The 12,043-nt window shown below is 38.9% G+C and carries 14 protein-coding genes and 1 tRNA gene; 6 read left to right on the top strand and 9 right to left on the bottom strand.

The genetic code is table 11. From position 1 onward, the window contains the following. Positions 1–70 precede the first annotated feature (70 nt). From C0T34_RS15905 to mutY, 4 genes are all read right to left on the bottom strand, one after another. Positions 71–146 (bottom strand) — tRNA-Phe (locus C0T34_RS15905). Positions 147–395: 249 nt separating this feature from the next. Continuing rightward, positions 396–1,466, bottom strand: coding sequence for a membrane-bound lytic murein transglycosylase MltC (mltC, locus tag C0T34_RS15900; RefSeq protein WP_109850459.1), 1,071 nt, complete (start codon positions 1,464–1,466; stop codon positions 396–398). A gap of 63 nt (positions 1,467–1,529) precedes the next feature. Beyond that, positions 1,530–1,802, bottom strand: a complete 273-nt coding sequence (locus tag C0T34_RS15895; protein ID WP_098943971.1) for an oxidative damage protection protein — start codon at positions 1,800–1,802, stop codon at positions 1,530–1,532. Positions 1,803–1,831: 29 nt separating this feature from the next. Beyond that, complete coding sequence (gene mutY / locus C0T34_RS15890; RefSeq protein WP_098943970.1) at positions 1,832–2,872, bottom strand: A/G-specific adenine glycosylase; 1,041 nt, start codon at positions 2,870–2,872, stop codon at positions 1,832–1,834. A gap of 216 nt (positions 2,873–3,088) precedes the next feature. Here mutY and trmB point away from each other — a divergent pair, with 216 nt between their 5' ends. The 5 genes from trmB to C0T34_RS15865 all read left to right on the top strand — a co-directional run bounded on the left by trmB (position 3,089) and on the right by C0T34_RS15865 (position 7,019). Then, complete coding sequence (gene trmB, locus C0T34_RS15885; RefSeq protein WP_088493525.1) at positions 3,089–3,808, top strand: tRNA (guanosine(46)-N7)-methyltransferase TrmB; 720 nt, start codon at positions 3,089–3,091, stop codon at positions 3,806–3,808. Next, positions 3,808–4,134 (top strand): YggL family protein, encoded by a 327-nt coding sequence (locus tag C0T34_RS15880; protein WP_023581025.1) that lies wholly within the window; start codon positions 3,808–3,810, stop codon positions 4,132–4,134. Before trmB ends, C0T34_RS15880 begins: the two co-directional genes overlap by 1 nt. 74 nt (positions 4,135–4,208) lie before the next feature. Then, the gene (gene glsB, locus C0T34_RS15875) at positions 4,209–5,135 is read left to right on the top strand and encodes a glutaminase B (protein WP_098943969.1); all 927 of its coding nucleotides are present in this window, start codon (positions 4,209–4,211) and stop codon (positions 5,133–5,135) included. A gap of 22 nt (positions 5,136–5,157) precedes the next feature. Beyond that, positions 5,158–5,895, top strand: a complete 738-nt coding sequence (locus C0T34_RS15870) for a DUF2884 family protein (RefSeq protein ID WP_098943968.1) — start codon at positions 5,158–5,160, stop codon at positions 5,893–5,895. 173 nt (positions 5,896–6,068) lie between these two features. Then, entirely contained in the window at positions 6,069–7,019 is a 951-nt protein-coding gene (locus C0T34_RS15865; RefSeq protein ID WP_098943967.1) for a siderophore ABC transporter substrate-binding protein, read from the top strand. Positions 7,020–7,141: 122 nt separating this feature from the next. On the opposite strand, the gene hemW is transcribed toward C0T34_RS15865, so the two are convergent. Genes hemW through C0T34_RS15840 form a run of 5 tightly spaced genes read right to left on the bottom strand, consistent with a single transcriptional unit; the run spans position 7,142 to position 10,977 of the window. Continuing rightward, complete coding sequence (gene hemW, locus C0T34_RS15860; protein WP_098943966.1) at positions 7,142–8,272, bottom strand: radical SAM family heme chaperone HemW; 1,131 nt, start codon at positions 8,270–8,272, stop codon at positions 7,142–7,144. Continuing rightward, positions 8,265–8,858 carry an XTP/dITP diphosphatase gene (locus C0T34_RS15855; protein ID WP_109850442.1) on the bottom strand — a complete coding sequence of 198 codons (594 nt, stop codon included), beginning with the start codon at positions 8,856–8,858 and terminating at the stop codon, positions 8,265–8,267. Before C0T34_RS15855 ends, hemW begins: the two co-directional genes overlap by 8 nt. 11 nt (positions 8,859–8,869) lie before the next feature. Continuing rightward, on the bottom strand, positions 8,870–9,427 hold the full coding sequence (locus C0T34_RS15850; RefSeq protein ID WP_023581020.1) for a YggT family protein: 558 nt from the start codon (positions 9,425–9,427) through the stop codon (positions 8,870–8,872). Between the two features lie 18 nt (positions 9,428–9,445). Then, the gene (gene proC, locus C0T34_RS15845; protein ID WP_098943964.1) at positions 9,446–10,264 is read right to left on the bottom strand and encodes a pyrroline-5-carboxylate reductase; all 819 of its coding nucleotides are present in this window, start codon (positions 10,262–10,264) and stop codon (positions 9,446–9,448) included. A gap of 14 nt (positions 10,265–10,278) precedes the next feature. After that, complete coding sequence (locus C0T34_RS15840; protein WP_075672347.1) at positions 10,279–10,977, bottom strand: YggS family pyridoxal phosphate-dependent enzyme; 699 nt, start codon at positions 10,975–10,977, stop codon at positions 10,279–10,281. Positions 10,978–10,998: 21 nt separating this feature from the next. Between C0T34_RS15840 and C0T34_RS15835 the strand changes: the two genes are divergently transcribed. Next, entirely contained in the window at positions 10,999–12,003 is a 1,005-nt protein-coding gene (locus tag C0T34_RS15835; protein ID WP_109850441.1) for a PilT/PilU family type 4a pilus ATPase, read from the top strand. Positions 12,004–12,043 lie beyond the last annotated feature (40 nt).

The following is a 12,043-nucleotide window of genomic DNA, read 5'->3' as shown; positions in this document are numbered from 1 at the left end:
GTGTCAAATTATATTTTCAGCTCTTGATTGCCCTCTCAGTTAGTTAACTAACTGACGAACAAATGAAATATGGTGCCCGAACTCGGAATCGAACCAAGGACACGGGGATTTTCAATCCCCTGCTCTACCGACTGAGCTATTCGGGCAACGGGGCGTATTAAACCCGATATCGCTTTGCTCGTCAACGTTATTTATCACAAAATCGTTCAACTGCTGTTTTTTTAAACTTATTGATTAATAAAACGCTATTTGTCGCGGGAAATGCGTAAAAATAAAGCTGAAAGTCTTTTGTGATACTTAAAAAATATGTGGGATAAAGCCATTTACTAAGCTTCAGTAACAAAAAAGCTTCCCCAAATTTATTGAGGAAGCTTTATTTTTAGACTAATTATCAACTAACGATAGTTACGTTGAGCTGTACTGACCTTCTCAAGATAACGACGAGATTGATCGGCAGGGTGCTTATTACGTAATGTGGTATACACCTGTGTTGGCTCTAAGTTGTTAATCATAGCCGCCGCTTGTTTCTTATCGTTATGGAATATTCGCAACACGCTACCTGCACCACCGTTGTAAGCCTGTATAACGGCGTAGCGACGTGAAACAGGATCTTTGATATCTCCAAGGTAACTATTTTGCAATATCGAAATATAAGCCGCACCTGCATCGATATTATTAGCAGGATCAAATAAGTAACTACGACTTGGTTGTCCTGATTTTCCTTGCATTCGGAATACATCTCGACCTGCGGTTGCTGGCATAATCTGCATTAAACCGAGTGCATCAGAACTACTCACCGCATATGGGTTGAAACTGGATTCAATCTGCATAATTGCCAAGATCAATGATGGCTCAACACCATATTTAGCTGCTGCTTGTTGTACTAGCGGCAAATATTTATGAGCACGTTGATCAAGGTGATTAGGAACAAGATTAAGGGTGACATACCAAATTGTGTTCATATCGGATTGACGTTTTTGTAATTTATTGGCAATCAGATAATCTGCAAATTTATTGGCGCGCCATTCCCAACGTATAGGTTGCCCTGTGTTATCGAGTACTTGTCCTAATAAAAAGGGTTCTGTACTGTGAGGAATATTATTAACGTCAGAGTAGAGATCGATAGAGCCTGGATCTTCTCCCATCAATAACGTTGTGACTATCGCCTTATGTAATTGAAATTGAGGTGCATCATCACCTAAAGTTTCTATCGTGATCGTACCAGCTTCAAAATTAATATGGCTACGTGTTTTATAAGCATTGGTATATTTTACGTAGTCTTTAGGGCCTGCGATTAATACTTCCTTCATACCCCAAATCATTTCGATATTATTGGCAAATTGCCCCATAAGAATATCGAACGCATTGGTATCCTTTGCGTAATCGGGTTCAAATGTTTTTGGTGGTTGACTACTACATGAAATGAGTAGAGGGGCGATAATCAGCAAGAGAAGGATTTTTTTCATGGTCAATTGCATCGCTATGGTGAATAAAATACCAGAGCCTTAAAGGCTCTGGAAAAGTGAATATTATTTTTCAGGTGGTGTGTAGCCGTCAATATGAACATCATGGCCTTCAAATAAAAATCTCACCATTTCTTGTTCTAATAGTTTGCGATCATCAGGATTCATGGTGTTAAGTTTTTTCTCATTGATAAGCATGGTCTGTTTTGTCATCCATTGAGCCCATGCTTCTTTTGAGATCTCATTGAAAATGCGCTTTCCAATTTCTCCTGGATACAACTGAAAATCAAGTCCATCAGCTTCTTTGTTAAGGAAAGTACAAAAAATAGTTCTGCTCATAATAAATCCTCAATATCGCAGGTATTAGCTTAGGCTAATTGTCTAAGTAAGTTCTCTACAGGTGCTGCTAACCCTACGGTCGCAGGTGTCTGCAAGTTATACCAAAGTCCTTTTTGCTCCTCCATCATAGAGGTAAACGCTGAGAGTTTTACGCAAATTGGCACAATATCTAAATGAAAGTGGCTAAAAGTATGTCTAAATGAAATCAGTTGCTCTGATTCATTATTATCAAGTCCATGCTTAGTTAACCACTGTTCTAAAAGTGCTTTTGTTTCAAATTGAGGAAAGGCAAATAACCCACCCCATATTCCTGCTGGTGGTCTTTTATCCAACCAAACAAGATTATCATATTGTAAAATAAGAAAATAAGTTGTTTTTTCTGGGATGACTTTTTTCGGTTTTTTCCCAGGATAATCCGCCCAATTATCTTGAGCATAAGCGATACAGCCAGTATTTAATGGGCATAACTCACACTTAGGCTTACTTCTTGTGCAAACCATGGCACCTAAATCCATCATTGCCTGATTAAAATACTCGACACCTTCGGTTGGGGTGACGTTTTCGCTGATCTCCCACAATTTATTTTCAACTTCTTTTTTACCCGGCCATCCTTCAACGGCATAACAGCGTGCTAAAACACGTTTCACATTACCATCAAGAATTGGATAAGGCTTTTTCAGTGATAACGATAAAATAGCACCAGCGGTTGAACGTCCAACACCAGGTAAGGCACAAACGTCCTCAAAGGTATCAGGAAACTGCCCTTGATGTTTATCTACAATGTGTTGTGCCGCTTTATGTAAGTTTCTGGCTCTTGCGTAATAACCAAGCCCCGTCCAGAGATGAAGTACTTCATCTAGAGGGGCTTTAGCTAATGCGTTGACATCAGGAAAACGTGCAATAAAACGCTCAAAATAAGGAATAACCGTTGCAACTTGAGTTTGTTGCAGCATTACCTCAGATAACCATACGTGATAAGACGTTTTTTCTTGTTGCCAAGGGAGCGTTTTACGCCCATATTTGTGATACCAATTGAGTACGACTTGCGAAAATTGCAGAGCTTCCATCATGTTTTATTTTATTAACTCATGTTCCGATTAAGGTAAGATTGCATCACAGAGAGAATAAACTGTAAACACTCTTAATATTTATCTTATAGAGTGATGCTTCTATGTGTGACTCTTGCTAAACTTAGTGATCTTTGGATAATGTCGGTTAAGTTGCACTATTGCGACATTATAACGATTTTAAGTAAATAATTGGCCTAACGACTGACAGTATTAGACATGATCAAGAATGTAATTTCTCCGGAATTCAATGAAGAGGGGCGTGCTTTACGACGCGTTCGTAGTTTTGTTCGTAGACAAGGCCGTTTAACGCCTCGTCAAGAGCAAGCATTAGAAACACAGTGGCCCGCCTTTGGCATTGAATATCAACCGGAACCCATCGACTTCAGTCAGGTTTTTGGACGCGAAGCGCCTGTAATTTTAGAAATTGGCTTCGGCATGGGCGCATCGCTCGTGACTATGGCAAAAAATACACCAGAAAATAATTATTTCGGTATTGAAGTACATGCACCAGGTGTTGGTGCTTGTCTTGCAAGTGCTGAAGAAGAACAATTAAGCAATCTGAGAGTCATGTGTCACGATGCGATTGAAGTGCTCAATCATATGATCCCAGATAATAGCTTAAAAATGGTTCAGTTATTCTTTCCTGATCCATGGCACAAAGCGCGTCATAATAAACGTCGTATTGTTCAAGTGCCTTTTGCAGAATTAATTTTAAAAAAATTAACGTTAGACGGTGTTTTTCATATGGCGACAGATTGGGAACCATATGCAGAACATATGCTTGAAGTAATGACAAGTGTTGAAGGTTATCAGAATTTGTCGGAAACTCAGGATTATGTACCACGACCAGAAACACGCCCTGTGACTAAGTTTGAAAAACGCGGTCATCGTTTAGGGCATGGTGTCTGGGATCTTATGTTTAAGAGGGTAAAATAATGGCTAAACAACGTAGTCGCCGCTTACGCAAAAAAATGCGTATCGATGAATTTCAGGAATTAGGTTTCTCAGTTAAATGGACTTTCCCAGAAAATACCCCAATTGAGGAAGTAGATCGCTTTGTTGATGAACTGATCCTCAAAGTTATTGAGCCAAACGGGCTGGCATTTGATGCAAGTGGTTACCTGAGCTGGGAAGGCTTAATCTGCTTACAACAAATTGGTAAATGTACAGAAGAGCATCGCCAATTAGTCGAAAACTTCCTAAAAGAAAGCAAAATGCAAGATGTACAAACCTCTGAACTATTTGATGTTTGGTGGGATTGATAGAAAGTTATACATTTAGCAAATAATAACAAGGGCATCCAAAAGGATGCCCTTGTCTGTCTGGGGAAGGGACTGTGACTACAACGTTATCTAACGCATTACTGTCAGATATTTTGCAACAAATTCGCCCATTAATCGGGCAAGGAAAAGTCGCGGATTATATTCCCGCATTGGCTCAAGTACCTCCAGAACAGCTTGCTATGGCTGTTTATACGGTTGATGGTGAACTCTATCAATCAGGCATGGCAGATAAGCGTTTTTCAATCCAATCTATTTCTAAAGTACTCAGCCTAACGCTTGCTTTAACACGTTATGAAGAAAATGAAATTTGGCAACGTGTAGGAAAAGAGCCATCGGGGCTGCCTTTTAATTCCTTGATACAGCTAGAAATGGAAAAAGGAATACCACGTAATCCCTTTATTAATGCGGGTGCCATTGTTATCACTGATATGTTGCAGTCTCGCTTAAGTGCGCCTAAGCAAAGAATGTTAGAAGTGATCCGTTTTCTCACTGATACTCCTGATATTTGTTATAACTCAGTGGTCGCAAAATCAGAGATGGAGCATCTTAATCGAAATGCCTCAATTGCTTATCTGATGAAATCTTTTGGTAATTTTGAGAACGATGTTATTACGGTACTGGAAACCTATTTTCACTATTGTTCAATAGAGATGAGTTGCACCGAATTAGTGCGATGTTTTAGCTATTTGGCTAATCAAGGTATATGTGTGGGTAATAAAAATCAGATTATTACGCCAAGACAAACCCGCCAAATAAATGCGTTAATGTTAACTTGTGGCATGTATGATGGTGCTGGTGAATTTGCATTTCGTATCGGTATTCCCGGAAAATCAGGCGTAGGTGGTGGCATTATTGCTGTGGTTCCCGATGCTTTTACGGTTGCAGTCTGGTCACCAGAGCTGGATAAATCAGGTAACTCATTAGCAGGTTGTGCAGCACTTGAATTATTAGCAAACAAAGTAGGGCGTTCAATTTTTTAGGTGTGTTTTCAGGAGAGTTGTTATGAATTTAAGAAATATTGCTGTCACACTGTTTTTTGTTGCGGGTACAGCAAATGCATCACCAAGTTTTGATTGCGCTGTAATGCCAAAAGATGATTTACGCATCACCTCTGAATTTGTTGAAGTCGCAGGTTCACATGGTTTAATGGTGATTTATCCTGACGGTACACTATTTCAAAATGAAAAAAGTGCCACGTTGACACCACAACAACAAGAATTAGCCAAAAAATATCAAGCAACAGTAAGACGAGACGTACCTTGGTTAAGAACTGAAACAGGGGTAAAACTGCAAGATTCTCGCAAAGTGCTTGATAAAGTCGTGATTGAAGCTTTTGGTAAAGATAGCAATATCCTCAATAGATTAAGTAGATTAGAGAAAGATCTTAATCAGCAAATGGATAGAGTGGTTAGCATAGAACCGAATAACATTACATTCCATTCTCAAGCCATTAAAGAAGTTGAAGCCAAAGGCCGTGAAATCGTAGAAAGTAGCCTAGGTGGTATGTTGCAAGACAGTATTAATGAATTGGGGAAAAAACAGTTATTAGCCGCTACTGGTGGCGACAGTAAAAAAGCCTTAGGCGGATTATTAGGAAGCTTAGATGGTTTCCAAAAAATTATAGATCAGGAGTGGAAGCAGCAAGAAACCGCGTTTACTCAATTTGGTCAGCAAGCTTGTAGTAAAATTACACAGATGGAAAATCAACGTGTTGAATTAATTAATGCATTAAAGAAGTAGCTGCTCTGTCTCTCTAATGATTAGGTTATTAACCAGATAATTAATGAGCTTTACAAATGGCAAACTCACAATAATTGAAAATAATAATGAAAATCATTCTTGTTCAATTGACTTGTGGGGAGAGCTGTTTAGAATGCCCTGTTTGAGTATTCCACTTAAACAGGGCAAAATTAATGAAGAAGATCCTTCCTTTAGTTATCGCATCTATCCTTTCTGTAACCAGTTTATCTGCGTTAAGCAAAACGCCAATCGAATACCAACCTAACCAAGTTATTAGCCAGCATAATGACAAGATGGTGATTAAACACCAGTTGGGTGAAACGTCGGTCACTAAGAACCCTTCAAAAGTGGTTCTATTTGATTTTGGTCTCTATGATTCTTTAGTTCAGTTAGGTTTAGCCGATAAAGTGGTAGGGTTGCCGTTAGGTAATGCACCTGCTTATATTAAAGGAAGTATTGCAAGTAACGTTGCTAATGTCGGAGGTATGAAGTCGCCTGACTTAGAAAAATTAGCAGAGATTAAACCTGACTTAATTATTATTACAGGTCGTCAAGGTGCGTCTTATGAGGCTTTAGCGAAAATTGCACCTACTGTTAATTTAGGGACTAATAGTGCTAATTATCTCAATTCTGTTGAGTCAAACATCAAATTATTAGGTGAATTATTTGATAAACAGCAAGCGACCCAAGAGCAACTTACTAAATTAAATACGGTTATTGAGCAAGCTCAGAAAAAAGCGGCTGAATCTGATAAAAAAGTATTAGTACTGATGCATAATGATGGCAATTTAATGCCTAATAATCAAAGCGTTGTTTATGATGTCGTTAAAGCTAAGCGTGCTGAATTACCGCCAGTTGCGGAAGAAGATAAAGGTAAACGTCGTGTCGTTACCTCTGAAATGATCGCAAAAGCGAATCCTGATGTTATTTTAATTGTTGATCGTAGCGAAGCAATTGGCGCAGGTAAATTAGAGAAAGCCACCTTTGAAAATAATGAAGTGAAAACAACATCGGCTTATAAAAATGGCGATATTGTTTATCTGCAAGCAGATCTTTGGTATCTCTCTGGAGGGGGATTAGATAGCTTAACTAAGCAGATTGAAGCGGTAGAAAGCGCACTTTAAGATTTCTATAATCGTTTAAGTCGCTTTATCATAAATAAAAAAATGCCCATATTATGAATGAACTGATCTCAGTTGAATTACAGTATGGGCGTTTTTAAATTAGCTATTTGAAATCAGCAATATTAAAGAAATAACTCAAGCAATGAATTGAGAAACAGCTTGCCATGAGGTGTAATTTGCCAGTGAGTGTCTGATTCACTGATATAACCTAAAGCCAAAGCTTCATCTATTTGATGGCGAATAACTTCTTCAGAAAGCCCAGTATAATCACTGAAATCTTGTCTTGGGAATGCTTCTAATAGACGAAAACGGTTCATAAAAAATTCAAATGGACGGTCATCATTATCAACAAAATTTTGCTGGTGGAGATAACGACCTTCCATAAAACCTTTAGGATGCTTGGTTTTTACGGTTCGCATTATACGACCATCTTCAAAGCTTATTTTTCCATGAGCACCACAACCGATACCTAAATAATCCCCGAAACGCCAATAATTTAAGTTATGCTCACATTGAAAGCCCGACTTACAATATGCTGATGTTTCATATTGTTGATAACCTGCTGCTGTTAGTAATTTGTCACCTTCTGAGAAAATATCCCACAGCATATCGTCATCAGGTAATTTCGGTGGACGAGAGCCAAATTGTGTATTGGGTTCAATGGTTAATTGATACCAAGACAAATGTGGCGGGGATAACTCTATTGCTTGCTGTAAATCCGAAAGTGCTTGAGATAATGATTGGTCTGGTAATCCATGCATTAAATCTAAATTAAAGCTACGTAGACATAATTCTTTGGCTAAACGAGCAGCATTTTTAGCTTCATCAGCATCATGAATGCGTCCTAAGCGAATAAGCTTATCATTGCCAAAACTTTGCACACCAATAGAAATACGATTTACACCCGCACGTTGAAATCCAGCAAAGCGTTCAGCTTCCACGGTTCCTGGGTTAGCTTCCATAGTAATTTCTGCATTAGGGCTAACAGCAATGCGCTCTTTAACGCCATAGAGTAAATCAGCCATTGACTCAGCGCTTAATAAGCTAGGTGTACCGCCACCAATAAATATGGTTTGGATTTCACGGGAACCCACATGAATAAGATCGGCATCTAAGTCATTGAGTAAATGTTGCACATATTCCTGATGTGGGACTTCGCCTTTTAGTGTATGTGAGTTGAAATCACAATAAGGGCATTTTTGTACACACCAAGGAATATGAATATACAAACTTAATGGAGGCAACTTAAGCATTCTTAAGGGCATCCAACATTAATTTAAGTGCTTTACCACGATGCGAATGCTGATTTTTTTGCTCTTTAGTTAATTGTGCCACAGTACAATTTAATTCAGGAACAAAGAAAATAGGATCGTAGCCAAATCCACCTTCACCGTGCATTTCTGTGCTTAATACACCGTGCCAAATACCGTGGAAAATTAATGGAGTTGGATCGCTCTCATGGCGCATATAAACTAATACACAGTTAAATTGTGCTTGGCGTTTTTCAGCGGGTACATCTTTCATTGCATCAAGCAATTTATCCAGATTTTGCTGATCACTTGCATCAACACCCGCATAGCGTGCTGAGTAAATACCCGGAGCACCGCCTAAAGCATCAACCGAAATACCTGAATCATCGGCAATTGCAGGTAGACCGGTTACTTTTGCTGCATGACGCGCTTTAATCAGCGCATTTTCAACAAAGGTTAGGCCCGTTTCTTCAACAGAATCAACACCAAGCTCTGTTTGAGCAACAATATCTAAACCAAAATCAGAAAGCAAAGAGGCTAGCTCTTTGACTTTTCCCGGATTTCCTGTTGCAAGAACTACTTTTTGCATGAGTGTTATCCTTAGTAAAGCGTTACGCTAAGTAGCCATTGTAAAACGTCTACACGCAGATAATTCAGGGCATAAAGCACAAGAATAACAATCATTGCTGAGAAATCTAAACCACCCATGGCCGGAATGACACGACGAATTGGTGCCATTAAAGGTTCTGTTAATTGAAATAAAAGATGATCAATTGGATTACGACCTTGGCTTACCCAGCTAAGAATTGCGCGGATAATGATCAACCAGAAAATCATCTTACCTGCTGCTGTAAGCAGTTCAATAAAAGCAAATGGGAACATCAAAGAGAAAGGAATTGATGTTCCTGATAAGTAAGATGGAATAATAATACCAAGTAGAATTAATATATAGGCTAATAAAACTGAAGCTGTATCAATAGGACCAATAGAAGGAATAACACTTCTTAATGGGCGAACAATTGGCTGTGTGATCTTGACGATAAATTGTGAAAAAGGATTATAAAAATCAGCTCTGACACATTGCATCCAAACACGTAATAGTAGTACGGATGTGTAGAGTTGAAGAAGAGTCAGAATGACGAAATTTAAAAAATTCATTAGTTGGCCCTGATGAAATTAAAATTGTTTTTCCATTTCTTGCGCACGTTTAATCGCAGCTTGCATGGCAGAAGCGACGTTTTCGGGTAATTTACCTTCATAAAACTGCATAAGTGCAGCCGCTGTCGTTCCACCTTTTGATGTTACTTGTTCACGTAAAGTTGAGAAAGGCAACATGTGTTGTTTTTCTGCTAAGGCGGTAGAACCACTTGCTGCTTGTTGCACAATAGCTCTTGCTACTTCAGGTGAAAAACCTAAACGTTCTGCTTCTTGTTGCATTGATTCCATAAACAAGAAGAAATAAGCGGGTGCACTACCAGCAACGGCGATAATATCATTGATGGCAGATTCTTGCTCTACCCAAACGGTTGTTCCAACACTTTTCATTAATTCATCGGCAAACTGTTTATCTTGAGATGAAAGCGAATTGTGCGCGAACATACCACTTAAACCTTTACCTACAAGAGCTGGGGTATTTGGCATAATGCGAACGAGCTGTAATTGAGTCGCAAAATAGTCGTTATAACGTGTAGCAGGAATACCAGCAGCGATAGTGAGAACTAACTTTTTACTCATATCGATATTTTGTAAGGGCTTACAAACTTCTTCCATCATTTGTGGCTTTACTGCCAGCACAATAACATCCGCTTTCTGAACCGCATCAATATTGTCATTAGTACTATGAATACCGAACTCTTTTTCTAATGGTTCACGGCGAATGGCAGAAGGCGAGCTGACGGTGATTTTATTTGCTGGATATCCACCTTGAATCAATCCTGCAATAATGGCTTGAGCCATATTTCCAGCGCCAATAAATGCGATGTTACGATGTTCCATATAAACCTCTATTTTTATTTAGTCGCGTAATCTCTTGCGCCAAAAATTGCCGTTCCAATACGAACAAGTGTTGAACCACAAGCAATAGCAGCTTCCATATCACTCGTCATTCCCATAGATAACGTATCTATATGGGGATATTGAGATTGTAATTGTTTAAATGCGAGATGCATTTTTTCTAACACTTCAACTTGTTTGTCATAATTGCTTTCAGGTGCAGGGATTGCCATTAATCCTCGTAATTTAATGCCTGAAAGAATAGAAATTTGTGCCGCTAGTCCATCAAGTTCAGTCAGATTAATACCTGATTTACTGTTTTCATCGCTAATATTGATTTGAATAAGGACATTTAATGGTGGCAATGAGTCAGGACGTTGGTCACTTAATCTTTGAGCGATTTTCAATCTATCAATGGTATGGCACCAATCGAAATTCTCAGCAACAAGGCGTGTTTTATTTGACTGTAAAGGACCGATAAAGTGCCAAACTAGGGTGTGGTTATCAGCAAAATAATGGATTTTATCAACGCCTTCTTGGACATAGTTTTCACCAAACTCAGTTTGTCCACACGCTATTGCTTTTTCGATATCACTCGCAGGTTTTGTTTTACTCACTGCAAGTAATGTTATTTCTTCTGAAGAACGGCCGCATTTCTGCGCTGCTGTGTCAATGTGAGACCTGACATTGACGAGATTCTGTTTAATAGTATTCATGGCAACTCAGGAGATAATAAGATGAAAATGGAAAATTTAATTGCATATAGTGTAAAGCATAACGCCTCGGATCTGCACCTTTGTTGTGGTGATGTACCACGATTGCGGATCAATGGAATACTTTATCAACAAAATCAATGTAAACCTATCACTTCCGATAATCTACTAGCGTGGTTCCTGCCTTTTTTGAGCAATACCCAAAAGCAAACTTTTGAGAATGAAGGGCAGATTGATACAGCACTCACGCTATCTTGTGGGCAGCGACTTCGTGTCAATTTATTTCGCCAACAAAAGGGTGTTTCAGCTGTATTAAGAATAATTGAAACACAAATTCCTTCTTTAGATAAACTTCGAGTACCCAAGTCGGTTTCAACACTTTTAGACAACTATTCTCATGGACTTATTTTGGTGACTGGAGCAACAGGAAGTGGGAAATCATCGACATTAGCGGCAATGATCAATCATTTAAACCAATATCAACGTCAGCATATTTTGACATTAGAAGATCCTATTGAGTTTATACATAGCAATAAGCAAAGTATTGTGCAGCAAAGGGAAATAGGGCGAGATGTTCAGCATACTGAAAATGCGATAAAGAGCGCTCTACGCCAAGATCCAGATGTCATTATGTTAGGAGAGTTAAGAGATGCACAAAGTATTCAGTTGGCATTAACGGCAGCAGAAACTGGACATTTGGTACTGGCAACATTGCATACTCAAGGAGCAGCACAAACGCTTGAGCGTGTGACTAATGTATTTACAGGTAATGAGCGACAATGGATTTCATCACAATTAGCGTGCAGTTTAAGGGCGATAATCTCACAAGAGTTAGTCTCTTCAACTGAAGGTGGACGTGTGGCGTTATTTGAAATAATGCAGGTTACGCAGGGTATTTCGCATCTTATTAGAGAAGGAAAATACCACCAAGTGACAACATTAATGCAAACAGGTAGTGAATACGATATGCAAACCTTCATGTTAAGTCGGCAGCAACGCCAACATGAAGGTTTAATTCAAGCTGAGTGATAACTTATAAGTAAAGATAGGCGACTATCACTAGTTGGAA

This window comes from Proteus sp. CA142267 (assembly GCF_003336825.1).
Lineage (GTDB): Bacteria > Pseudomonadota > Gammaproteobacteria > Enterobacterales > Enterobacteriaceae > Proteus > Proteus terrae.
This window is presented reverse-complemented; position numbering and strand designations above follow the sequence as displayed.